19 protein-coding genes are annotated in these 23,933 nt (G+C 75.1%); 7 read left to right on the top strand and 12 right to left on the bottom strand.

Going from position 1 to position 23,933, the window contains the following annotated elements; genetic code table 11:
• Nucleotides 1-263 precede the first annotated feature (263 nt).
• The 7 genes from ACI79W_RS17755 to ACI79W_RS17785 all read right to left on the bottom strand — a co-directional run bounded on the left by ACI79W_RS17755 (nt 264) and on the right by ACI79W_RS17785 (nt 9,771).
• Complete coding sequence (locus ACI79W_RS17755; protein WP_456563416.1) at nt 264-1,415, bottom strand: N-acetylmuramoyl-L-alanine amidase; 1,152 nt, start codon at nt 1,413-1,415, stop codon at nt 264-266.
• Nucleotides 1,416-1,573: 158 nt separating this feature from the next.
• Entirely contained in the window at nt 1,574-1,900 is a 327-nt protein-coding gene (gene trxA / locus ACI79W_RS17760; RefSeq protein WP_456563417.1) for a thioredoxin, read from the bottom strand.
• A 118-nt stretch (nt 1,901-2,018) separates the two neighbouring features.
• Nucleotides 2,019-3,032, bottom strand: a complete 1,014-nt coding sequence (gene trxB / locus ACI79W_RS17765; protein ID WP_456563418.1) for a thioredoxin-disulfide reductase — start codon at nt 3,030-3,032, stop codon at nt 2,019-2,021.
• An 88-nt stretch (nt 3,033-3,120) separates the two neighbouring features.
• Entirely contained in the window at nt 3,121-4,791 is a 1,671-nt protein-coding gene (locus tag ACI79W_RS17770; RefSeq protein ID WP_456563486.1) for a hypothetical protein, read from the bottom strand.
• An 80-nt stretch (nt 4,792-4,871) separates the two neighbouring features.
• A complete protein-coding gene (gene murJ / locus ACI79W_RS17775) occupies nt 4,872-6,929 on the bottom strand; it encodes a murein biosynthesis integral membrane protein MurJ (RefSeq protein WP_456563419.1) in 2,058 nt (685 codons plus the stop codon).
• Complete coding sequence (locus ACI79W_RS17780) at nt 6,926-9,298, bottom strand: DUF6049 family protein (protein WP_456563420.1); 2,373 nt, start codon at nt 9,296-9,298, stop codon at nt 6,926-6,928. The genes murJ and ACI79W_RS17780 overlap by 4 nt, the downstream gene beginning before the upstream one ends.
• The gene (locus ACI79W_RS17785; RefSeq protein ID WP_456563421.1) at nt 9,295-9,771 is read right to left on the bottom strand and encodes an NUDIX hydrolase; all 477 of its coding nucleotides are present in this window, start codon (nt 9,769-9,771) and stop codon (nt 9,295-9,297) included. Before ACI79W_RS17785 ends, ACI79W_RS17780 begins: the two co-directional genes overlap by 4 nt.
• Before the next feature lie 93 nt (nt 9,772-9,864).
• Here ACI79W_RS17785 and ACI79W_RS17790 point away from each other — a divergent pair, with 93 nt between their 5' ends.
• Nucleotides 9,865-11,367: a CCA tRNA nucleotidyltransferase gene (locus ACI79W_RS17790; RefSeq protein ID WP_456563422.1), complete on the top strand. Its 1,503-nt coding sequence runs from the start codon at nt 9,865-9,867 to the stop codon at nt 11,365-11,367.
• Between the two features lie 49 nt (nt 11,368-11,416).
• Nucleotides 11,417-12,367: a matrixin family metalloprotease gene (locus ACI79W_RS17795; RefSeq protein WP_456563423.1), complete on the top strand. Its 951-nt coding sequence runs from the start codon at nt 11,417-11,419 to the stop codon at nt 12,365-12,367.
• 12 nt (nt 12,368-12,379) lie between these two features.
• Here the strand turns inward: ACI79W_RS17795 and ACI79W_RS17800 are convergent, their stop codons facing one another.
• Entirely contained in the window at nt 12,380-13,651 is a 1,272-nt protein-coding gene (locus tag ACI79W_RS17800; RefSeq protein WP_456563424.1) for an MFS transporter, read from the bottom strand.
• Between the two features lie 99 nt (nt 13,652-13,750).
• On the opposite strand from ACI79W_RS17800, the gene ACI79W_RS17805 reads away from it, so the two are divergent.
• The gene (locus tag ACI79W_RS17805; protein ID WP_456563425.1) at nt 13,751-14,404 is read left to right on the top strand and encodes a YqgE/AlgH family protein; all 654 of its coding nucleotides are present in this window, start codon (nt 13,751-13,753) and stop codon (nt 14,402-14,404) included.
• A 126-nt stretch (nt 14,405-14,530) separates the two neighbouring features.
• Here the strand turns inward: ACI79W_RS17805 and ACI79W_RS17810 are convergent, their stop codons facing one another.
• The 3 genes from ACI79W_RS17810 to ACI79W_RS17820 all read right to left on the bottom strand — a co-directional run bounded on the left by ACI79W_RS17810 (nt 14,531) and on the right by ACI79W_RS17820 (nt 17,217).
• Entirely contained in the window at nt 14,531-15,286 is a 756-nt protein-coding gene (locus tag ACI79W_RS17810) for a hypothetical protein (protein WP_456563426.1), read from the bottom strand.
• Between the two features lie 119 nt (nt 15,287-15,405).
• Nucleotides 15,406-16,485 (bottom strand): inositol-3-phosphate synthase, encoded by a 1,080-nt coding sequence (locus ACI79W_RS17815; protein WP_456563427.1) that lies wholly within the window; start codon nt 16,483-16,485, stop codon nt 15,406-15,408.
• A gap of 111 nt (nt 16,486-16,596) precedes the next feature.
• Nucleotides 16,597-17,217, bottom strand: coding sequence for a PadR family transcriptional regulator (locus tag ACI79W_RS17820; RefSeq protein WP_456563428.1), 621 nt, complete (start codon nt 17,215-17,217; stop codon nt 16,597-16,599).
• Between the two features lie 158 nt (nt 17,218-17,375).
• Here ACI79W_RS17820 and ACI79W_RS17825 point away from each other — a divergent pair, with 158 nt between their 5' ends.
• The 3 genes from ACI79W_RS17825 to ACI79W_RS17835 all read left to right on the top strand — a co-directional run bounded on the left by ACI79W_RS17825 (nt 17,376) and on the right by ACI79W_RS17835 (nt 21,979).
• Nucleotides 17,376-17,792, top strand: a complete 417-nt coding sequence (locus tag ACI79W_RS17825; RefSeq protein WP_456563429.1) for a DUF5318 family protein — start codon at nt 17,376-17,378, stop codon at nt 17,790-17,792.
• Nucleotides 17,793-17,938: 146 nt separating this feature from the next.
• Nucleotides 17,939-20,455: a transglycosylase domain-containing protein gene (locus tag ACI79W_RS17830; RefSeq protein ID WP_456563430.1), complete on the top strand. Its 2,517-nt coding sequence runs from the start codon at nt 17,939-17,941 to the stop codon at nt 20,453-20,455.
• Between the two features lie 21 nt (nt 20,456-20,476).
• A complete protein-coding gene (locus ACI79W_RS17835) occupies nt 20,477-21,979 on the top strand; it encodes a glycosyltransferase family 87 protein (RefSeq protein WP_456563431.1) in 1,503 nt (500 codons plus the stop codon).
• On the opposite strand, the gene ACI79W_RS17840 is transcribed toward ACI79W_RS17835, so the two are convergent.
• The gene (locus ACI79W_RS17840) at nt 21,959-22,825 is read right to left on the bottom strand and encodes a deoxyribonuclease IV (protein ID WP_456563432.1); all 867 of its coding nucleotides are present in this window, start codon (nt 22,823-22,825) and stop codon (nt 21,959-21,961) included. The two genes, ACI79W_RS17835 and ACI79W_RS17840, sit on opposite strands and share 21 nt — an antisense overlap.
• 70 nt (nt 22,826-22,895) lie before the next feature.
• On the opposite strand from ACI79W_RS17840, the gene ACI79W_RS17845 reads away from it, so the two are divergent.
• Nucleotides 22,896-23,918, top strand: coding sequence for a hypothetical protein (locus ACI79W_RS17845; protein WP_456563433.1), 1,023 nt, complete (start codon nt 22,896-22,898; stop codon nt 23,916-23,918).
• Nucleotides 23,919-23,933 lie beyond the last annotated feature (15 nt).

A 23,933-nucleotide genomic window follows, 5' to 3' on the forward strand; every position in this document is an offset into this window, starting at 1 on the left:
GGTTTTTTGTGTTTGGCGCGCGGGGGGGGGGGGTTGTTATTATTATATTTTTTGTGGGGGGGGGGGGGGGGGGGGTGGGGGTGGGCCGGGTGGCGCGGGGGGGGGGGCGGGGGGGGGGGGTGGGGGGGCGCCCCGGGGGCCCCACCCTGCTGTCCGGGACCGGCAGGCGAGCCGGGCGGGGAGGTGGCCACCCCAGGAGTGTAGGCGCGGGGGGATCGCCGCCCGGTGGGACCACCGGCGGCAGGTGGACCGATCCGGCGTGCCTACGCCTTCTCGGGCAGCAGGAACGTCCCGGTCGCCGGATCGGCCTCGGCCGGTAGGTAGAGCCGCTGCACGGCAGCGAGGACACCGTGCGCGATGGCGCTGCGGACCCGGGCGTCGAGCAGCAGCAACCGGTCCACCGGGTGCGAGAGGTAGCCGCAGTCCAAGCGGACCGCGGGCATCCGCGTCATGCGCAGCAGGTCCCACGTCTTCGGGTGCGAGCCGAGGTCGAGCAGGCCGGTGCGGGCGACGATCTCGCGGCGCACCAGGTTCGCGAACTGCTCACCCACCGTGGAGGAGGCACCCGATCCGGTGCCGTAGTAGTAGCTGGCGACCCCCCGGGCGTGCTCGGAGCCGTGGGCGTCCATGTGCAGCGAGAGGAAGAGGTCGCCCCGGGCGTCGTTGGCGAAGGCGGTGCGCTCGGCGAGCGCCGGGCCCTGCCCGCGGCCCCGGGTGAGGTAGACGGTGGCGCCGGCGGCGGCCAGCCGGCCCTCGATGCGGGAGGCGAGGTCGAGCACCAGGTCGGCCTCCGTCGTCTCGCCCACCGTGAAGCCGGTGTCCGGCCCGCCGTGGCCGGCGTCGACGACGATGCGCCGCCCGAGCAGGTGCGGGCCGCTCTCGACGAAGGAGGCGCTCTGCCGCAGCAGCTGGGGACGGCCGCCGGTGACCTTGCGGCCCAGCTGGCGCAGCGCGCGCAGCGTCGCCGGGCCGCAGGTGCCGTCGGAGGTCAGCCCGTAGTCCCGCTGGAAGGCGCGCAGGCCGAGCTCCGTCTCCGGGCCGAGGATGCCGTCGGCCCGCCCGGCGTCGTAACCGAGCTCGAGGAGGCGTTCCTGGAGGCTGGTGACGTCGTCACCGCGCATCGGCCGCTCGGGGTCGTAGCGGAGCAGCCGGTCCCCCAGCGACCAGCGGGCCTCGCTGAGCGCCCGGTAGGTCTCCTCCCCCACCCGGCCGTCGACGGAGAGGCCGCGGACCTGCTGGAAGTGGCGGACCGCGAGCTCCGTGCCGGCGTCGTACTCCGCCGACTCCAGGGCCGGGTCGGGGCCGTGGGGAGATGCGGGGAGGAGACCCAGGCTGCGGAGGGCGGCGTGCACGTCGGCCACGGCCGGCCCGCGGTCCCCCCGCCCCAGAGGCTGCATGCGGCTGTCGATTCCCATCGTCCGACGATTGTCGTCCCTCACGCCGTCGTCGGCGCGCCCGGGGCGGCGGCCCTCTCCCGGGAACCACGAAGGCCCACCCGTCCGGTGGACAGGTGGGCCTCCGCGGTGACGGCGTGGCACGGCCGCCCTTCAGGATCCCGTGGGGGAAGGGGTCCTTACAGGTAGTCGGCGAGGTCGCTCAGGATGGCGCCCTTGGGCTTGGCGCCGATGATGCTCTTCACCGGCTTGCCGCCCTGGAAGACCGTCATGGTCGGGATCGACATGACCTGGTAGTCACGCGCGATCTGCGGGTTCTCGTCGATGTTCAGCTTGGCGATGGTGAGCTTGTCGCCGTGCTCGGCGGCGATCTCCTCCAGCACCGGGGCGACCATCTTGCACGGCCCGCACCACTCCGCCCAGAAGTCGACGAGCACGGGCTTGTCGCTGCCCAGCACGTCGGTGGCGAAGCTGGAATCGGTGACGGTCACGGTGTTGCCTGCCATGGTCGTTCTCCCTCTCGGTCGACTGGCTCGTTGCTGGTGCTGACGAGGTTGGCTGCCCGGACAACCGATCGGAGGAACCCGTTATGCCCGGACGGCCGGCCCCTGCGGGAACCGGGGCTCAGCGCTCGTCGAAGGTCTCGGCGAGCCACCGCTCGGCGTCGATCGCGGCGGCGGCACCGGTGCCGGCCGACGTGATCGCCTGGCGGTAGATGTGGTCGACGACGTCGCCGCAGGCGAAGACCCCGTCGATGTTGGTCCGCGTGGTCGGGTGGTCGACCTGGATGTAGCCCTCGTCGTCCAGCTTCAGCTGGCCGGCGAAGAGCTCGCTGCGCGGGTCGTGGCCGATGGCCAGGAACATCCCGGTCACGGGCATCGTCTCGGTGGCACCGGTGGTGGTGTCGGTCAGCTCCACGGCGGACACGGTGGTGTCGCCCAGGACGTCGGTGACCTGCTTGCCGAGGGCCCAGCGGATCTTCTCGTTGTCCTGCGCCCGCTTCTGCATGATCTTCGAGGCACGGAGCTCCTCGCGGCGGTGCACGACGGTGACGCTCTTGGCGAAGCGGGTGAGGAAGGTGGCCTCCTCCATCGCCGAGTCACCGCCGCCGACGACGACGATGTCCTGGTCGCGGAAGAAGAACCCGTCGCAGGTGGCGCAGGCGGAGACGCCGCGACCGAGCAGTCGCTGCTCGTTGTCCAGGCCGAGGTACCGGTACTTGGAGCCGGTGGCCACGATGACCGCGTGCGCGCGGTGCACCTGGTCGCCGACCTTGACGATCTTCGGCTCGGCGGTCAGGTCGACCTCGGTCACGTCCGACGGCACCAGCTCGGCGCCGAAGCGCTCGGCCTGCGTGCGCATGTCGTCCATGAGCTGGGGCCCCTGGATGCCCTGGGGGAAGCCGGGGAAGTTCTCGACCTCGGTCGTCGTCATGAGCGCGCCGCCGAACTGCGAGCCCTCGAACACCAGCGGGTGCAGGTTCGCCCGGGCGGCGTAGGTGGCCGCTGTGTACCCGGCGGGTCCGGAGCCGATGATGATGAGGTCCCGGACGCCGTCGTGCTCGGCGGGCGGGATCACCGGCTGGGTCACCTCGCCGGTGGTCACGGCGGGACCGGGGGTCGGCTGGTCTGCAGTCACGGGCGGCACAACCACGATCGTAAGGGCGGCATTCCCCGTGCTCGCCTCGAGCGGCCGGCGCCCACCGTCCGGTGGACGGCGCCCGGTCTCAGCCCGCGGTGCCGATCTCGACCTCGGCCAGCTCCGCGGAGAAGCCGTCCGGGCGGTCGACCAGGCCGGTGAGCCAGACCAGGACGTAGCGCGCGGTCACGGCGTCGTCGAAGGGCAGCTCGGTGCGCTGCTCCAGCGTGCCGTTCGCAGCGACGGCGAAGTCGTCCAGCGCCCCGTCGGCCGTGTCGGCGGTGCGGATCTCCACCGTGGCGCCGGGCAGCGCGGTCTGGACGGTGACACCGGTGAGGTCCTGCGGGGAGCCCAGGTCGTAGACGACACCGACACCCGGCTTGAGGTTCCCGAACGCCGGGGAGCCGCGGTAGGTGAGGGTGGACCAGCCGGTGGCGGGGTCGCCGTCGTAGGAGAGCGGGACGGCGCCGTCGTTCTCCGGCTCGCCGTCGCCGAACGGGTCGAACACCTGGGCGTCGGCGATGGCGGCGGGCGTCCCCGCTGTGCCGCCCGTCTCCTCGCCGGGATCGCCGCCGGCGGCCGGGGCGCTGCTCGCGGGCGGGGTGGAGCCGGTGAGGTCCTCGTCCACGGAGTCGGTCACCGACAGGACGCTGGACCCGACCCACCAGGCGAGCGCGACGACCACGAGCAGGGCCAGCAGCGGCAGCCCCACGACGACGAGCCGGTGCTTCCGGGCGCCGTCCTCGTCGTCCTCGTCGAAGTCCGCAGGGTCGGCGTACCGGCCGGCGGCCGTCGAGCCGCCGGCGTGCAGCACCCCGAACGGCTCCTCCTCCTCCGCACCGGCGGGCGGAGCCGGGGGGACCGCCGGGACGGCGGCGATGGTGTCGCGGGGGGAGCGTGCCGCGGGCGCGTCGTCGGTTCCCGCGCGCACCGGCGGCACCGGGGGGAGCGTGCCGGGTTCGAGCCGCACCGGGGCAGCGTTCTCGGGGCGGCGGTCCCGCCCGCGACGGCGCCGTCCGCCCTCGGGGTCCTCACCGCGCTGCTGCGCCCCGGGCGGGTTGGGCCCGGTCCGCGGCCGCTCGGCCAGCAGCGCCGCCATCGCCGCGACGCTGGACAGACCCTGGCCCGGCTCGGTCGAGCGGGCGCGGCGGGCGAGCGCCACGAGGTCCGAGGGGCCGGTCGCGCTCCGGGCGCCGGGGCCCACGCCGGTCAGGCAGGCCTCCAGCAGCTCGCCGAGCGAGGTGATGTCGCCGTGCACGGTGCCCGACGCCGCCGGCACGGCCCGCAGCCCGACCAGCCCGTTGGGCCGCAGGACGACGTTCTCCAGCGTCAGGCCGCCCACGGCCAGGCCCACGCGGTGCGCCTCGGCCACTCCCTCCGCGAGCCGGCGGAGGACCAGCCGGACGTCCCGCTCGGGCATGGGGCCCGAGCGCAGCCGCTCGGCCAGGGTCTCCCCGTCGATCCACTCGTTGACGACGTAGGCGGCGCCGCCGGGCGCCTGCGGGTCACCGCTGCCCTCGGAGGCGTCGTAGACCATGGCCAGCGCGGGGGTGGCCAGCCCGCCCGCGGTGAGCGCCCGGGTGATCCAGGCGTGCGCGGCCGGACCGGCCGGCACGTGCACCCGGATGGCGACGTCGCGGTTGAGGACCCGGTCCTTGGCCCGCCAGCTCTGGATGACGCCGGTCGGGGTGGTCTCGTCGGGCCCGATCTGGTCGAGCGGGCGGTAGCGGTCGGGCAGTCCGGTGGTCGTGGACGCCATCGACACGGTCGACTCCCTGTGCTGCTCCGGCCGCCGAGGCGGACGCTCCGGCACGGTCGGCCCTCCTGACCGGCCCTCGGTCACCTGCGCCCCAGCCGGGCCCGCAGCGCAGCGACGGGCTCCCGGACCTCCGGAACGCGGGCCACCACCAGACCGGTCAGTGCGACGCCGCCGACGACCACGGTACCGATGAGGACTTCCGCGAGCGAGCCTGCCGTCGAGCGTCCGCCCAGGTCGCCGGTCACGATCCGGACAAGGCCCCCGGCCAGCCCGGCCACGACCGCGACGGCGGTGATCCGGGCCACCGGGCCCAGCGTCTCCCCGGTCCGGAGCCCCCCGAGCCGGCGGCGCAGCGCGAGGTCGCCGATGGCCCAGCCCGCCACGTAGGTGAGGCTGGTGGCGACCATCAACCCGGCCACCACGTGGTCCGGGTCGACCACCGCCGGGACGAGCAGCAGCAGCGGCACCCGGACGGCGACCATGCCCACCTGGATGAGGGTCGGGGTGCGGGCGTCCTTCATGGCGTAGAAGACCCGCAGCTGCAGCAGCGTGACCGCCATCGGCAGCAGGCCGAAGGCTCCGAGGGCCAGCGCCGTGCCGATGGCCCGGGCCTCGTCGGGTGACGTGTTCCCCCAGGCGAACACCAGGACGCCGAGAGGCGGGCCGAGGACGGTCAGCGCGGCGGTGACCGGCAGCAGCCCGATCGCGGAGAGGCGGGTGCCGAGGGACAGGTCCTGGACGACGCCCGGCACGTCAGACCGCGCGGCGGCACGGCTCATCCTCGGGACGAGGGCGGTCAGCAGCGCGACGCCGATGATTCCGTAGGGCATCTGGAACAGCAGGCTGGCGTACCCGAAGGCCGCCGATCCCAGGCCTCCTTCGCGGCCGGCCTGGTTCGCCACCCGGAGGGCCACCAGCACGCCGGCCTGGCTCACGGCCACGTAGCCGATCACCCACAGGCCGAGGGTGCCGGCCTCCCGCAGGCCGGTGTCGCGCAGACCCCAGCGGGGGCGCAGCGGGACGCCCGCGCGGCGCATGAGGGGCAGCAGCACCGTCGCCTGCACCGCGATGCCCAGCACCGTGCCCACCCCGAGCAGCCAGACCAGGCCGGCGGGGATGGTCGCGGGCTGGAGCGCACCGGGGCCTGCCGCGGCGAGGAAGACAAGGCCGGTGGCGATGACGACGACGTTGTTGAGCACCGGCGCCCACGCCGGGGGCCCGAAGACGCCCCGGGAGTTCAGCACCGCCTGGGCGAACGCCCCGAGCCCGTAGAAGAGGATCTCGACCAGCAGGATCCGGGCCAGCCAGTTGGCCAGCCGGTACTGCTCCGGGTCCTCGTCCAGCCCGTAGAGCGCGGTCAGCAGCGGTGCCGCGAGCACGGCCAGCACGGTCATCACCAGCAGGCCGCTCAGCGCGATCGTCGCCAGCCGCTGGGCGTAGGCGGTGCCGTCGTCCCGGTCGCGCTCCTGCGCGTGCACGAGCAGCGGGACGATCACCGACGTCAGGACGCCGCCGAGCAGCAGCTCGTAGACGATGTTCGGCAGCGTGTTGGCGGTGTTGTAGGCGTCGGCGACCAGCCCGACGCCGAGGGCCGCGGCGAGGACGATCGTGCGCAGGAGGCCGGTGATCCGGGAGACCAGCGTGGCGACCGCCATGGTGCCGGCGGCGCGCAGGATCCCCCCGCTGGCGCCCGGCGCCCCCTCGCGGAGCTCGACCTCCTCGTCGGTCTCCTGCTCGGCGCGCGGCACCGGCGGCAGCACCGGCATGGGGAAGACCTGGGTGTCGTCCGCGGCCGGCACCCAGCGGTGCCGGAGCGGCGGCAGCGGGGGCACCGGGGTGCCCCGCCGCGCCGGCCGCGCGGGCGGGACCGGTGGCAGCCGGGAGGCCGACGGCGGTGGCACGGCGCCGTCGAGGGTGGCCTGGGCCGGGCCGTCCTCGGCGGTGGGCGGCGCGGCGAAGACCGCGTCGCTCGGCGGGGTCGCCAGGTAGGGGGCCGGGGGCAGCGGCGCGGGCGAGCCCCAGCTCCGGCGACCCGGGGCGGGCCGGGCGGGCGGTGGGGGCGGCGGCAGCGGGCGGCGGCGCTCGACGTCGTCCGCGGCCTCGGGACGGTCGCCGGTGCTGCGGGGGCGATCGCTCACACCGGGCTCCGGGTGGGCGCGGGGGAGAGGCCGGGGGACGACGGGCCGGCACCGGCATCGCCCGCCGGGCCGCCGCGGCGCCGCCGGACCAGGAAGCGCACGAGGCGGCGCAGGAACAGCAGCGCGAGCAGGGAGGCGGCGCCGATGGTGATGGACAGCGAGATCGGTCCGTAGGCGGTGCTCTTCACCTGCATCTCGACGCGGTCCCCCAGCGGGCTGCCCGAGGGGGTCGTCACCTGCGCGGTGACGGTGAAGCCGCCGGAACGGCGCAGCTCGGTGGGCACCTGGAGGGTCGTGCGCTGCTCGGGGGCCAGGGTCTGCACCCCGATGTCCCCGACGGTGAGCCCGCCGTTGGCCGGGGGGGTGACCTGCAGCCGGACGTCCACGGGGAAGGGCAGCGGGTTGTCCACCGTCAGGACCAGCGGCGCGTCGCTCGAGGCGAGGCTGTAGGTGCCGTCGGCCGGAGCGACCACGGTGATGCGCTCCTGCAGGCGCTCCAGCGTGGCCTGCGCGTCGGCGGCGGCCGCGGCGAACTCCTCGGGGTCGTCCCGCCGGAGCACCGAGGAGGCCCGGGCGATGCCGGCGTCGTACGGCTGCAGCGCCAGGTCGGCGTCCGCGGGGATCGCGTCGGCGAGCTCCTCCCGCGCGGCGACGGCCTCGCCGAGGGCGACGAGCCCGGCAGGGTCCAGGGTGGTGCCCTGGTCCGGGGAGGTGAGGGTCCCCGCGTCGGCCGGCGGAGCGGCGGCGAGGCCGGTGGCGCTGCCCGGCTGGAGCCAGGGCAGGCCGGCGGTGTCGGCGATCATCGCGCCGGCGCCCTCCAGCTCCGCGTCCACGTCGCGGGGTGGCGCGACGAGCACGGTCTGCTCGGTCCCCGGCGGGGTCTGCAGGGTCAGCGCCGCCAGCTCCGCCAGGTAGCGCTGCTCGGCGATGCGGGGACCGCCCTGCACCACCCCGGCCGTGCCGACGACGGCGCTCAGCGTCGGGTCGGCCACGAGCACGTCCAGCACCTCCTCGCCGACCGGCACCGTGCTGCGGGCGACGGCGTCGGAGCCGTCCAGACCCACGGCGGAGTCGCCGTCGGTGAGGGCACCGCTGCCCAGGACGACGTGGTCGATGCCGCCGGCGCTCAGCGTGCCCAGGGTGGCGGCGCCGTAGGACCCGTCCGGGGACCACGCCAGGTCGGTGACGGGCGCGACGTCGAGGACATCGGCGATGATCTCCGCCCCGGCGCCGGTGCCACCGGCCGGTTCGGGCGGCGGCGGAGCCGCGTCGACGGGTGGTTCCCCGGTGACCGGCGGGGGGCCGGGCGGGTCCTGCGCCGTGCCCTCGGGGGTGCCCGGCAGGCTCCGGGTGATGACGGCGGGCATGCCGGCCGCCTGCAGCCCGTCGGCGTCGACGTCGCCGTAGGGGAGCGCCACGACCGGGCGGGTGGCCACCACCGCGCGCAGCCGTTGGAGGTACGCCCGCGCCGCCTCGGTGCCCGTCCCGGCGCCGGCGACGCCGTCGACGGCGTAGGGCCCGTCGGCCATGCGCGCCAGCTCCTCCACGAGCGCCGGGTCGATCGCCAGCGTGACCGGCAGCGGCGCAGCGCCCGGCTGACCGCCGGGGAGCCGCTCGACCACGGCCAGCGCGCGGTCGAGCCGGCCGCCCCCGCTGACGGCCTCGACCAGCCCGTCGTCGAGGAAGTCCCCGGAGGCGTCCCGGTGGCTCGGCTCGGACAGCGGCCAGAGCCAGGCCACCGTCGTCCGGGAGGAGGGGACGACCGGCTGCTGGACCAGGAAGGTGGCCAGTTCACCGACCCGGCGCTCCTGGTCGCCGTCCACCGTGCCGTTGACGTTGAACAGCACCGGGTAGACGCCGTCCTGGTCCAGGCGCAGCTCGGCGGAGTCGATCGTGTAGGTGAACTCCACGGTGCCGCCGGGGGCGAGGACGCCGGGCAGCGGGGTGAAGGCCGGCTGCACGGCGGTGGCGGGGTCGGGGTCGGCCACGGCGTCGGCCAGGTCGGGGCGGCCGGTGAGGACGTCCCCGCGCTGCAGCCGGGCGGCGAGGCCGGTGAGCGGGTCCGGCCCGGTGTTGGTCAGCGTGCCGGTGACGGTGATCAGCGCGCCCGGGGTGACGGTGCGGGGCTCGAAGCGGGCCACGTCGATGCGCACCGGCCGGTCGGCGGAGGTCGTGGCCTCGTCGGAGGCGCTCGGCGCGGGCGCCGCGGCCGCCGGGTCCAGGACGGTCGCCGGTGCCAGGAGCGGCCCGCCGAGTGCGAGGGCGCCCGAGAGCAGCGGGACGAGCGCGGCCGCGCGCCGGGCGGTGCCCTGCCGGGCGGGAGCGGCGGCGGGGCGGCCACCGGCTCGGGTGGCAGCCGGCCGGGTCACGCGCTGTCGGCCAGGAGGCCGGGGGCGCGCTCGACCAGGGCACGCTCGTCGGCGTACGCCAGGCGGGTGCTCAGTTCCTCCAGCGGCACCCAGGCGACCTCGGTGACCTCGATGTCGGCGTCGGAGAGCGCCCCGCCGACCGCCCGCAGGAGGAAGTGGTGCACCGTCTTGTGCACGCGGCGGCCCTCGGCGACGAACCAGAAGTCGATGATCCCCAGCGGCGCGACGACCTCGCCGATGATGCCGGTCTCCTCGGCGACCTCGCGGACGGCGGTGTCCTCGGGTGTCTCCCCTGCCTCGATGTGCCCCTTGGGCAGCGACCAGAGGAGGCGACCGCGGCGGTCGGTGCGGCCGATCAGGGCGGCACGGGGCCCGGTCACGCCGTCGTCGGCCACCACCAGGCCCCCGGCGGAGGTCTCGTCGACCCGGCGCAGCCGGCGGCCCGGGCGCCCTCGCCCGCCCGTCCCAGCCATGCCAGGAGGGTAGCGCGCCTCCGGCGACAGCTCCGGGAGCCGCTCACGGGAGCCGGACCGGCGGACCTCTCCTCCGCACTACGCTGGCTCGTCGTGTCCGACACCCCGCCGAACCGGCCCGAGCCCGAGCCGGTGCCCCCGGCCGTCCAGGAGACCGTCCGCAGGCTCGTGGACCTCTCCCCCGTGCTCATCGAGCTCGGGCAGCGGTTCGCCGCCGCCGGCTTCGAGGCCCACCTGGTCGGTGGCTCGGTGCGCGACGCCCTGCTCGCGGCGGCCGCGGGCGGGCCCGGCACACCCGGCGACCTCGACGTCACCACGGACGCCCGACCCGAGCAGGTGCTGGAGGTGCTGCGCGGCTGGGCCCGTTCCACGTGGAACACCGGCATCGCCTTCGGCACCGTGGGGGCCGACCTGGGCGGTGAGCGGGTCGAGATCACCACCTTCCGGGCCGACCGGTACGACCGCACGTCCCGCAACCCCGAGGTCGCGTGGGGCAGCTCGCTCACCGACGACCTGGCCCGGCGGGACTTCACCGTGAACGCCATGGCCGTGTCCCTGGGGCCGGACCGCGCGGTGACCGATCCCTTCGGCGGGCTGGGCGACCTGCTGGCGAAGCGGTTGCGCACCCCCGGTCCCGCCGTCGAGTCCTTCGCCGACGACCCGCTCCGCATGCTGCGGGCGGTCAGGTTCGTCGCCCAGCTGGGCCTGGCGCCGGACCACGAGGTCGTCGCGGCGATGTCGTCCCTCGCCGGCGAGCTCGCCCGGATCACCCCCGAGCGGGTCCAGGCGGAGCTCTCCAAGACGCTGCTGCAGGACGCTCCGCGGGCGGCGCTGGAGCTCTTCACCGCGACCGGCCTGGCCGACGTGGTGCTGCCGGAGCTGTCGGCGCTGCGGATGGAGATCGACGAGCACCACCAGCACAAGGACGTCTACGCCCACTCCCTCACGGTGCTGGACCAGGCCATCGCCCTGGAGAAGGCGGCGGTGCGGGCGGGGGAGGACGGAGCGGAGTCACCGGACCTCGTGCTCCGGCTGGCGGCGCTGCTGCACGACATCGGCAAGCCGGCGACCCGCCGGCACGAGCCCCGGGGCCGGGTCTCCTTCCACCACCACGAGGTCGTCGGCGCCAAGCTCGTGCGCAAGCGCCTCACCGCGCTGCGCTACCCGAAGGACGTGACCGAGGCCGTCGCCCGGCTCACCTTCCTGCACCTGCGCTTCCACGGCTACGGGGACGGGCAGTGGACCGACTCCGCCGTCCGCCGGTACGTCACCGACGCCGGTGACCTGCTCCCCCGGCTGCACAAGCTCGTGCGGTCGGACTCGACGACCCGCAACAAGCGCCGGGCTGCGGCCCTGTCGGCGACCTACGACTCCCTCGAGCAGCGGATCGCAGAGATCGCCGCGCAGGAGGACCTGGCGCGGGTCCGCCCCGACCTCGACGGCAACGCCATCATGGAGCTCCTCGACCTCGGCCCCGGACCCGAGGTCGGTGCCGCCTGGCGCTTCCTCAAGGACCTGCGGCTCGAGCGCGGGCCGCTGGAGCGCGACGAGGCCGAGGCCGCGCTGCGGGCGTGGTGGGCCGAGCGCCAGGGCTGACCAGCCGGGCGGAGCCGGCCGGCTCCAGGAGGGGGACGACGGTGCCGACATGACAGGTGTGCGCCCGGAGCACCCCGACGATCCCGCCCGGCTGCCGGCCTCCCCCTCGGGCCGGACGCCGCAGTGGCTGCTCGACGAGCTGGCCGGCGCACCGGCCGCGCCTCCGCCTCGTCCCCGGCGGCGCGGCCGGTGGGCGGTCCCGCTCGTCGTCGCCTCCGTGGTGGCCGGGGTGGTGCTCGCCGATCCCCCGGTGTGGCCGTGGGCGGCGGAGGCGCCGGCGGCGCCCGGCGCGACCGACCCGCTCTCCCCCGTCGTCCCTGTGCGCCCGACGGACCGGCCGACGCCCTCCGGCGCCACCGCGCCGCTGGGCCGCCCCCCGCTGCCGCCGGCGGTCGCCGGGTCCTACGCCTACGCGGCGGTGCAGGAGGACGGCGTGACGCCGGTCGCCTACGACCCCTGCCGCGAGATCCGCTACGTGCTTCGCCCGGAGGCCGCACCGCCGGGCACCGAGGGGTTGGTGCACGAGGCGATCGCGCGGATCGGCGAGGCGACCGGCCTCCGCTTCGTCCACGACGGCCCGACCGACGAGCCGGTGGGCGGGGAGCGCGCACCGTTCCAGCCCGACCGCTACGGGGACCGCTGGGCCCCGGTGCTGATCGGCTGGGCGACCGAGGCGGAGGACCCCACGCTCGCGGGTGACGTCGTCGGGGCGGCGGGGAGCACCGCGGTCTCCCTCGGCGACGGACCGCGCGTCTACGTGACCGGCACGGTGACCCTGGACGCCGGTCAGGCGCCGGAGCTCCTGGCCCAGCCCGGTGGCGCCACCGCCCTCCGGTCGGTGGTCCTGCACGAGCTCGGGCACCTCGTCGGGCTCTCGCACGTGGACGACGACCGGGAGCTGATGTACCCGGAGGCCCGGCGCACGGTGACGGACTTCGCCGACGGCGACCGCACGGGCCTCAGCGCGCTGGGGCAGGGGCCCTGCGTCCCCGACCTGTGAGCGCCGGCCGGCTCAGCGGCGGGCCATCCGCGCGTGCAGCAGCGCCGTGGCGACGTACCCCGCGCCGACGACGGCGAGCGCCGGCCGCGAGACGCCCGACTCCGGGAGCGTGAACGCCCCCACCACCAGAGCGGCCACGAAGCCCACGTTGACGAGGGTGTCGTACACGGAGAACACCCGTCCCCGGTGGTCGTCGTCGATCGACTCCTGCAGGGTCGCGTCGACGCAGATCTTCACCCCCTGGCCCAGGAAGCCCAGGACGAAGCCGGCCAGCACCGCCGCCGGAGGCTGCAGCAGCAGCCCCAGGGCGGCCTGGAGCAGCCCACCGACGGCGAGCAGCGCACCGACCCAGCGGACCGTGCCGATGACGCGCACGACCGGTGGGGTCACGGCGGCGGCGGCGAGCGTGCCGGCGGCGATCGCGGCGACGACCTGGCCGAGCCCCACCAGGCCACCGGGGAAGGCGCCCGTCCCCTCGGCGAAGGTGTTGCGGTACAGCAGCAGCGTCATGAGCGTGAGCAGGCCGAACCAGATGCGGTGCAGGCCGATGGCGGTGAGCGCCGCGGCGGCCGGCCGGTCCGCCCAGGCGTGCCGCGCCCCGGCGGCCATGCCGGCCAGCACCTCCCGCGCCGGCAACCGCGCGGTGCGGGCCACGTGATCGGGCCCCAGGTGCGTGCGGGTGAACCCGGCGACGACGGCCGCGGCCGCCAGGTAGGGCAGGGCGGAGGCGAGGGTGACCGCGGCGTACCCGGCGTCGTCGGACCCGGTCAGCTGCAGCAGCGCGAGGGCGGCGCCGCCCCCGGTGACGGTGGCGACCGCGCCCGCCGTCGTCGACAGCGCATTGGCCGGGACCAGCGACCACTCCTCCGTGGTGTGCGGGAGCCCGGCCGACAGCGCGGACAGCACGAACCGGTTCACCGAGAAGACGGCGAGCCCGGCCAGGTGGAAAGCCGGCCCCTGCACGCCCGCGACCACCAGGGCGGCCACCACGGCCACGAGCCCGGCGCGCAGCACGTTGGCGCGCAGCAGCACCTGGCGCCGGCTCCAGCGGTCCAGCCAGACGCCGGCGAACGGCCCGACGACGGAGTACGGCAGCAGCAGGACCGCGAACCCCGCGGCGACGTCGACCGGGTCGGCGGCGCGCTGCGGGTTGAACAGCACCGTGCCGGCCAGCGCGGCCTGGAAGACGCCGTCGCCGAACTGCGACAGCAGCCGGGTGCCGAGGAGCCGGCGGAAGTCGCGGCGCCCGAGGAGGCCGCGCACCGTCGTCCCCGCCCCGGCCACGCGGTCACCCTACGAGCAGCGGCCGCCGTCCCCGCCCTCCTGTCCAGGGGGCGGCGGCCTCGGGGGCCGAGGTGGGGCACACTGAGAAGGATGTCGTCGGTGCCTCCTCCGCCCGAGCCCGAGTCCGGTCCGCCCGCACGGCCCGCGACCGGTCGCCGTCGCGCCGGTGCGGTCCCCCCGCTGTCGGTCGGCTGCCTGGACGACGTGCGGGCGGGTGCCCTCCTCGTCGCGATGCCGGCGCTCACCGAGCCGACCTTCGCCGGGTCGGTCGTCTACGTCCTCGACCACTCCGACACCGGCACGCTGGGTGTGGTCCTGGGGCAGCCGAGCCAGGTCGAGATCCGCGACGTGCTGCCCGGGTGGTGCGACCTCGCGGTCGAGCCGGGGGTCTTCCACGTGGGCGGCCCGTGCGAGACCGACACGGCCCTCTGCCTCGGGACGGCGTCGTCCGGAGCGGAGGTCACCGGCCTGCGCCCCGTGGCCGGTGACGTGCACCTCGTGGACCTCGACGGGGACCCGGACGCGCTCATCGGGCAGCTCACCGGCCTTCGGGTGTTCGCCGGCTACGCCGGCTGGTCCCCCGGTCAGCTGGCCGGGGAGATCGCCGAGGGCGCATGGGCGTGCGTGCCGAGCCGCCCCGGCGACGTGCTCAGCGACCTCTCCGGTCCCGAGCTCTGGCGCCGGGTGGTGGGGCGGCAGCGCGGTCGCCTGGCGGTGCTCTCGACCGCCACCGCCGATCCCACCGTCAACTGACGCCCCTCGCGGCACCCGCCGGGCAGCGCGATCCGGCGTCGTCTGGTAGGAATTGACCCGGGAAGGGGCGGTCTGGGGAAGAGGCCGCCCCTTCCCGCTTTCCGTCCGGCGGTGAGGTGCCCCGCCCTAGACGCCGAACGCCTCGGCGATCTCCGGGTGGTCCGCGGCCTCTGCCGTCTCCTCCGCCGTCGGCAGCGCGAGCCTGCGGGTCCCGTGCTCGGCGAGCGTGACCGTCACCTCCACGCCGCCCAGCGGGGTGCGGTACTGCACGAGCGTCCGATCGGAGTCGTCGACCGCGACCGTGCGCTCGCCCCGGAGCCCGTACACGGTGGTGGGCCGGCCGTCGATGGCCTGCTCCCCCTGCCACCGGTACGGCCCGCCGAGGAACGCCGCGGGCCGGTCGGGTCGCTCCGCGGCGAGGTTCTGCAGCACCTGCACCACCACGTCGAGCAGCGGGGGCTCGTCGTCCCCGGCCGAGAGCGTCCGGCGGAGGTAGGTCGCCTCGGGGGCCCCGTCGGCCGCGAGGGCCTCGGTCAGCCCCGGCACGTCGCCGGCCCAGAGGTCGTCGCGGTCGAAGAAGAGGGTGCGGGTGTCCCGGTGCTCGCCACCGACCGCGGTCACCGCCTGGGCCTGGCCCACCCCGCGCCGGAAGTCGATCTGGCCGGTGAGCGTGAGCACCGCGTCGTCGGCGAAGGGGACGGTCACGACGAAGTCGGCGCCGCCCTCCTCGTGGTTGCGGTGCAGCAGCTCGGCGAGGACGGCGGCGTCCTCCTCCGTGACCGGGTCGCCGGCCTGCCGCGCGTCGCCGGTGCACCCGGCCAGCAGCAGCAGGGCCAGCCCGGCCGCGCCCACCCGGGGCGCGAGCGGGCGGCGGGCGGGCATGGGTTCAGCGTATGCACCAGGTCGCGCCTGACCGCCCCCGACGCGACGGGGCCATAGGAGGCTTTACCTGCGTCTCCGGGTGCCAGGACGCGGGTAAAGCCTCCTATGCCCGTGAGGGCTCAGCGCTCGATGTCGCCGCGGATGAAGGCCTCGACGGCGTCGCGGGCCTCGCTGTCGCTGTACTGCACGGGCGGCGACTTCATGAAGTACGAGGACGCCGACAGGATCGGGCCGCCGATGCCGCGGTCCTTGGCGATCTTCGCGGCGCGGACGGCGTCGATGATGATGCCGGCGGAGTTCGGGGAGTCCCAGACCTCCAGCTTGTACTCCAGGTTCAGCGGGACGTCGCCGAACGCGCGGCCCTCGAGGCGCACGTAGGCCCACTTGCGGTCCGAGAGCCACGGCACGTGGTCCGAGGGGCCGATGTGCACGTTGCCCGCACCCATGTCGCGGTCGACCTGGCTGGTGACCGCCTGGGTCTTGGAGATCTTCTTGGACTCCAGGCGCTCGCGCTCGAGCATGTTCTTGAAGTCCATGTTGCCGCCCACGTTCAGCTGCATGGTCCGGTCGAGCTGCACGCCGCGGTCCTCGAACAGCTTGGCGAGCACGCGGTGGGTGATCGTGGCGCCGACCTGGCTCTTGATGTCGTCCCCGACGATCGGCACCCCGGCGGCGGTGAACTTGTCCGCCCACTCCTTGGTGCCGGCGATGAAGACCGGGAGGGCGTTGACGAAGGCGACACCGGCGTCCAGGGCGGCCTGCGCGTAGAACTCGGCGGCCTGCTGCGAACCCACCGGCAGGTAGCAGACGAGGACGTCGGCGCCGGACTCCCGCAGGGCGGCGACGACGTCGACCGGCTGCTCGTCGGACTCCTCGACCATCTCCCGGTAGTACTTGCCCAGGCCGTCGAGGGTGGTGCCGCGCTGCACGGTCACGCCCAGCGGCGGGACGTCGCAGATCTTGATGGTGTTGTTCTCGCTGGCGACGATGGCCTCGGAGAGGTCGCGCCCGACCTTCTTGGCATCCACGTCGAACGCGGCGACGAACTCGACGTCGGACACGTGGTACTCGCCGAAGCGGACGTGCATCAGGCCCGGGACGGACGTGGTCTCGTCGGCGTCGCGGTAGTAGTGCACGCCCTGCACGAGCGAGGCGGCGCAGTTGCCGACGCCGACGATGGCGACCTTGACTGACCCCATGACTCTCCTTACTCCTGGACCGTGGTGGTCCGCTCGGCTCGGACCGGTGTGGTCCGCTGCTGGCTCGGGCGGGCTGGCCCGCCGATGGGTGCTGGTGGTGCGCGACCGTTGCTAGGTCGGGGCGTGCTGCGCGGCGGCCGGCCCGTCGTCCTCGCCTGCGCGGGGTGCCGGCCGGTCGCCGGACTCCGCGCGTTCGCTGTCGATGAGCTCGGAGAGCCAGCGGACCTCCCGGTCCACCGACTCCAAGCCGTGGCGCTGGAGTTCGAGCGTGTAGCGGTCGAGCCGTTCGCGGGTCCGCGCGAGTGAGGACCGCAACCCTTCGCGCTGCCGCTCCACGGTGCGGCGGCGGCCCTCGAGGATGCGCAGCCGCACGTCGCGTGCCGTGTGCCGGAAGAAGGCCAGCCGGACCCCGAAGAGCCCGCCGTCGTCGTAGGCCTCCGGGCCGGTCTGGCTGACCAGCTCGTGGAAGCGCTCCTTCCCCTCCGCGGTGATCGTGTAGACCACCTTCCCGCGCCGGCCGGTCAGCGGCGGTGCGTCGGCCGGTAGCAGGGCCCGCGGCGCGGGCTCATCGGTGGAGATCAGCCCGGCCGCCTGCATCCGCCGCAGCGCGGGGTACAGCGATCCGTAGGAGATGCTGCGCAGCCCGCCGAGCACCGAGGCGAGCTGCTTGCGCAGCTCGTAGCCGTGCATCGGTGCCTGCTGCAGCAGGCCGAGGATGGCGAACTCGAGCACGTCGCCCTCCTCAGCCGTGCCGTCGAATCGATGTATCGGGACGATACATCGGCGCTCGTCGCGGCTCTACCCGGAGGCGTGGGGCAGGTGGGTCGCCCGGGGCGGGTACCGTGCTCGGTCACCCCACGGACCAGGGCCCGGTGCGTACATTGGCCGCCGTGCCCGGACGTCGTTCCGTCGTGGACTACTCGCTGCAGCGGCGAGCCGTCCTCGCGGGAGTACGTGCGGGCCGCACCGGGTTGTTCGAGGTGTGCGACGCAAGCCCGTACCTCTCGCGGGCGGCGAAGTACCACGGAGAGCCCACCGACGTCGCCTGCCCGGTCTGCCGACGTGAGCGGCTCACCCTGGTGAACTACGTGTACGGCGAGCACCTCGGGCCGGTGGCCGGCCAGGCCAAGACCGAGGCCGAGCTCGCCCGCATGGACGCCGTCCAGGACGAGTTCTCCGTGTACCGGGTCGAGGTGTGCCGCGGCTGCGGTTGGAACCACCTGGACTGCTCGTACGTCCTGGGTGCCGAACCCGAGCCGGGGCGCACGACCCGCCGTAGCCGGCGCCGGGCCGCTCCCGAGCGGTGACGGCCCGGCCTGCTGCCGGCCTGCTGCACCCGTGCCACCGGGCCCGCGACGGAGCGGGCCCTGCGCGCTGCCACAGCTGAAGACGAACCGCCGTGTCCGGGCAGGTGCCCGGCGTCGACCATGACAGTCCAGGAAGGGGTGTGCTCGTGCCCAGCCACGACGAGACCTCGCCCGTCGCACCGCGTGCCGGTTCGGTGCGCCGGCCGCCGACCGCCCGTACCCGCAGCACCGGTGGCGGAGGCGGCACCGGTCGCCCCCCGGCCGGCGGTCGCCCGTCCGGCGGCGGACGGCCGCCCGCGCGCGGCGGGACGACGGCCTCGCGCGGCGGCTCGGGCCGCCCCCCGGCCCGGCCCACCGGCGCCAAGGGGAAGGCGGGGCGCAGCACGAAGCAGCGCCGCGCACGCCGGCTGAAGATCACCGCCGCGATCACGGGTGGCCTGCTGGCGCTGATGTTCGTCTTCGTCGGCGTGGTGTACGCCAGCACCGAGGTGCCCAGCCCGGACTCGGTCTCGACCAAGCAGACCACGGTCATCTACTACTCCGACGGCGTGACCGAGATGGCGCGGCTCGGTGACGAGAACCGCACCAACGTGCCCCTGTCGGAGATCAGCGAGCCGGCGCAGCGCGCGGTGATCGCCGCCGAGAACCGGAGCTTCTACACCGACCCCGGCATCTCCTTCACCGGGATCGTGCGGGCCGCCTGGAACAACCTGACCGGCGGCTCCACGCAGGGCGGGTCGACCATCACGCAGCAGTACGTCAAGAACGCCTTCCTGACGCACGACCAGACGTTCAGCCGCAAGTTCCAGGAGCTGTTCCTGGCGATCAAGCTGGACAACAACTTCTCGAAGGAGCAGATCCTCGAGAACTACCTCAACACCATCTACTACGGCCGCGGTGCCTACGGCATCGAGGCCGCCGCGAACACCTACTTCGGCGTCCCCGCCGCGGAGCTCACCGCCCAGCAGGCGGCGGTGCTCGCCGTCCTGATCCGGAGCCCGTCCAACTACGACCCGGAGACCAACCCCGAGGGCGCGCAGGACCGCTGGGGCCTGGTGCTCGACGCGATGGTCGAGGAGGGCTGGCTGACGGCGGAGGAGCGGGCCGCCTCGGTGTACCCGCCGGTGCTGCCCAAGACCGACTCCACGCTGGGCATGCCGGAGGGTCCGGAGGGCCACATCGTGCGGCAGGTCACCAGGGAGCTGCAGGAGCGGTACCGCTACGACGAGCAGCAGATCAACGCCGGCGGCCTCCAGGTCGTCACCACCATCAGCAAGCCGGCGCAGGACGCCGCCGTCGCCGCCGTCCAGGAGGTCACGGCGCCGCCGGAGCCGCAGGAACTGCGGGAGGCCCTCGTCGCCGTCGACCCGCGCACCGGCGGGGTCGTCGCCTACTACGGCGGCGAGAACGGCGTCGGGACCGACTACGCGCAGGCCAAGCGCCAGCCGGGATCGTCGGTCAAGCCCTACGTCCTGGCCACGGCCCTGGAGCAGGGCATCGGCATCCAGGCCCGCCGCGACGGCAGCGACGACCAGGAGTTCCCCGACCGGCCCGGCCAGCCCGTGACCAACTCCGGCGGCGCCAGCTGCCCGGCCTGCACGCTGACCGAGGCCATCACGCGCTCGCTGAACACCACGTTCTACGGCCTGGCCTACGAGGTCGGCCCGGAGAACGTGCGCGAGACGATCCTCTCGGCCACGGGCCTGCCGGACACGTGGGGCGGCAGCGATTTCTTCGCCGGCAAGACGGTGCTGGCCAACTCCGACGGCCTCACCGGCTCGTCGATCGGCATCGGCGAGTACGAGATGCGCCCGTTCGACCAGGCCCAGGGGTTTGCGACGCTCGCCGCCGGCGGGGTCTTCCGCGACGCGCACTTCGTCGGGAAGGTGACCGACGGCGAGGGTGCGGTGCTGGTGGACCAGACCGCCGCCACCGACGGGGAGCAGGTGCTGCCGGGCGACGTCGTCAACGACGTGACCGTCGCGCTCAAGGACGTCGCCTCCTACTCCCGCCGGGCGCTCGAGGGGGGCCGCGAGGTCGCGAGCAAGACCGGCACCCAGGGGCAGGGCGAGGACAACTCCGACGCGTGGATGGTCGGGTACACCCCCTCCATCGCCACCGCGGTGTGGATGGGCAACGACTCCCCCAGCGACCCGATCGTCGACTCGCGCGGGCGGATCATCTACGGCTCGGGCCTGCCCGGCGCCATCTGGCAGGGGTTCATGGACGCCGTGCTCGCCGGTACCCCGGAGGAGGACCTGCCGGACCGGGCGCTGATCAAGGGCGACTCCGGGGAGGGCGTGCCCGCGCCGACGACGCAGGCGCCCCCGCCGGCGGAGACCCCGGCCGCGTCGCCGACCCCGAGCACGCCGACGACCAGCGCCGCCCCGCGGCCGGTCGACACCGACGGCGACGGGGTGCCCGACGGCCAGGACTTCGCCCCGAACGACCCGGCGGTGAGCACCCGTCCGACGCAGCAGCCGGTCGACCCCGACACCGACGGCGACGGGGTGCCCGACAGCCGGGACCCCGCGCCCGGCGATCCCGCGATCCCCAACGGCGCCACCAACCCCGGTGGCGGCGGTGGCGGTGGCGGTGGCGGTGGCAACGGTGGCGACCAGGGCGGCACACCCGGCCCCGTCACCCCGCCACCCGTCGACTGACCGATCACGCACACTGCTCGCATGAGCAGTTCGCCCACGGGCCCGTCCGCCACCGCGGACGGGCCCGTGCGCGTTCCACGTGGAACGCAGCCGCCGTCCACCCCGGACCGCGTGGTGCCCTCCTGGACCGATCCGGTCGTCCGGCAGGCCAGCGAGGCCGTCGGCGGCCCGTGGGGCCGGTTCGCCGTCACCGGGCGCGCCCTGTTCTGGACGCCGCTGCGGGTGTGCCTGCTGTTCACGGCCCTGGTGCTCGCTGCGGCCTGGGTGAAGCAGGCGCCGTGCTCCGACGGCAACTGGACGGGCTCCAAGCAGTACACCCACCTCTGCTACAACGACGCCGTCCCGCTCTTCGGCATCTACGGGTTGGACACCGGGTCGGTGCCCTACCTCGACTCCGCCGTCGAGTACCCGGTGCTCACCGGGGGGCTGATCCAGCTCGCGGCGGTGATCGCCCGCGGCTACGACCGGCTGGCCACCGGTGTCGGCCTCCTGCCCGATGCCCTCCCGGTGCAGAGCTACTACGTCGTCACCTGCCTGCTGCTCTCGGTCTGCGCGCTGCTCGTGACCCGGGGCGTGCTCGGGCTGGCCGGCCGGCGGCCCTGGGACGCCGCGATGGTGGGCCTCTCCCCCGTCCTGCTGGTCCACGCGTTCACCAACTGGGACCTGCTGGCCGTGGCGCTGACCACGCTGGCGATGTGGGCGTGGGCCCGCCACCGCCCGGCGGTGGCGGGCGTGCTGCTCGGTCTCGGTGTGGCGGCGAAGCTCTACCCGCTGCTGGTGCTGGGTGTGCTGTTCCCGCTCTGCCTGCGAGCCGGTCGGCTGCGGGCCTGGCTGACCGCCGCCGGTGCCGCCGCGGCGGCCTGGCTGGCGGTCAACCTGCCGGTCGCCGTGCTGGCACCAGAGAACTGGGCCCGGTTCTTCTCGTTGAACCGGAGCCGGGGCGCCAACCCCGAGTCGATCTGGGCGATGCTCATCCACTGGTCCGGCGGCACCTTCCTCGACGGCCCGCTGGCCGAGGGGCAGCCGCCCGGCCAGCTCAACGCCGTGGTGGCCGTGCTGCTGGTGCTGAGCGTCGCCGCGACCACCTGGCTGGCGCTGGCGGCCCCGCTGCGCCCTCGGGTGCCGCAGCTGGCGTTCCTGCTGGTGGCGGCCTTCCTGCTCCTGAACAAGGTGTACAGCCCGCAGTACGCCCTGTGGCTGCTGCCGCTCGCGGTGCTGGCGCGCCCGCGCTGGCGGTCCCTGCTGCTGTGGCAGGCCAGCGAGGTGCTGGTGTGGACGCTCACGATGCTGCACTACCTCGGGGCCGACAACCGCGGTGTGGACGTCGAGTGGTTCTACACCGCCGTGCTCGTGCGGGACGTCGCGCTGGTGGTGCTCATGGCACTGGTCGTCCGCGACGTGCTGGCACCCGACCGCGACGTCGTGCGCACCAGCTGGCCGGGCGTGGACGACCCGGCGGGCGGGCCGCTGGAGCACGCCTCCGACCGGTGGGTGCTCCGCCGGTCAGCCGAGCGCGTCGCGTAGCAGGGCGATCTCCGCCGCGTGGCCCGCGGCGTCCCCCGGCGTCTCCAGGACGACGGGGCAGCCGGCGGACCGCGCCACCTCCACCAGCAGCCCGGCGGGGATCTCGCCGCCGGCCAGCGGTGCGTGGCGGTCGCGGCCGGAGCCCGCCGGGTCCCGGCTGTTGTTGAGGTGCACGAGGTCGATCCGGCCGGTGACCGCCCGGACGGAGTCGACGACGGAGCCGAGGTCCCAGCCGGCGGCCCAGCCGTGGCAGGTGTCCAGCACGAAACCGGCGCCGAACTCGCCGATCGCCTCCCACAGCCGGCCCAGCGCGTCGAGGTCGCGGGCCATGGCGTTGCCGCCGCCCGCCGTGTTCTCGACGAGCACGGGGATGGGGAAGCCGCCCTCCTCGGCCTGGCGGGCGAAGGTCTTGCGCCAGTTGTCCACGCCGACCGCCGGGTCGTCGCCGGCCAGCACGTGGCCGCCGTGCACCACCAGGCCGCGGGCGCCGACGTCGGCCGCGGCCCGGGCGTGCGTGCCCAGCAACTTCCGGCTGGGGACACGGATGCGGTTGTTCGTCGTCGCCACGTTCAGGACGTACGGGGCGTGGACGTAGACGGCGACGTCGGAGCCGCGCAGCTCGGCGGCGTCGGGCCGGGGGCGCGGGGCCTTCCAGCCCTGCGGGTCGGCCAGGAACACCTGAACGGCGTCGGCGTCCGCCTCCGCGGCCCGGGCCAGCGGGCCGCCGCGGTCGAGCTCCCCCTCGTCGGTGAGGCCGGCACCCACGTGTACGCCGATCGGGTGGTTGCCCATGCTGATCTCCGGTTCGTCGACGAAATCCCGGTGTACCCGTATCGCCGAGGTCACATCATCGTTGAGGCTGTGACGGGGGTTACTCGCCGGTAGAGCTGTGACGTCGACGTGGAGGTAGCAGAACATGGCATCGGGTCGCATCCGACGCTCGGCCCGCCGGGGCATCGCCGTGGGCCTCCTGGGGTGGCTGGCGGTCACCGCGGCGTCCGTGGCGGCGACCCCTGCCGCGAACGCCGCTCCGACGGCGACCGTGCCGATCCGGGACCTCACCCAGCTGGTCGTGTCGATCGACCAGGGCGGGTCGGTGACCTTCGTCAACGAGCTCCGGGACAAGACGCTCCAGGTCGGCGGTGGCGGGCTGCTGCCGTCCCTGGTCAGCGTCACCGCCAGCACGGAGGTGACGCTCACCCTCCCGTCGGGTCAGGAGGAGCTGGCCCCGGGCTCGAGCGCCACCGAGCGCTTCGACCGCAGCTGCGTCACCGGTTGCTGGTTGACCTTCAGCTACTCGATGAGCTCCGGCGCCGCGCTCACGCAGCCGCTCGTCGACGCCGCCACGGCCCTCCTGCCGCCCCTGCCCCGGCCGCAGCCCCTCGTCGTGAACACGCTCCTGCCGCTGCCCGACGTGCCCGGCGTGAACCTGCCCCAGTTGCCGCCGGTGACGCTGCCGGCCACCCCGCCCTCGACCACCCCGCCGCCGGCGCCGGCTCCGCAGACGCCGCAGCCGCCGACGACCGGGCAGCCCCCGGCTCCCGAAGCGGGGCCCGCGCCGGAGGACGTGCCGGGTGACCAGTACACCTACGAGACCGGGTCCGGCGGGGTCGCCCAGCTCGTGCCGGGGGCCCGGGCCGCGGCGGCCGCCATCGACCCGTCCCGGCTCGTGGTCCCCGGGCTCACCGGCGGCGGCGCCGACGGCGCCGGGTCCGGGGGCGTCGCGGGGACCTACGACGGTCCGACGGTCCCCGAGTTCGGCCAGCTGGCCGGCCTGAGCACCCCCGCTCCGGGTGGGGACGGCGCCCGCCAGGTGGTCGACGCCGCCGGCACCCAGCCGGTCGCCCTGCCCGCTGCGGCGCTCGCCGCCGTCGTCAGCCTGGCCGGGGCCACCGCGGCGCTCGTGCGCACCACGCAGGCGGCCCGCGGGTCCCGCTGAGCGCAGCCCGTCCGG

The sequence above is a fragment of the Blastococcus sp. SYSU DS0533 genome (assembly GCF_054050775.1).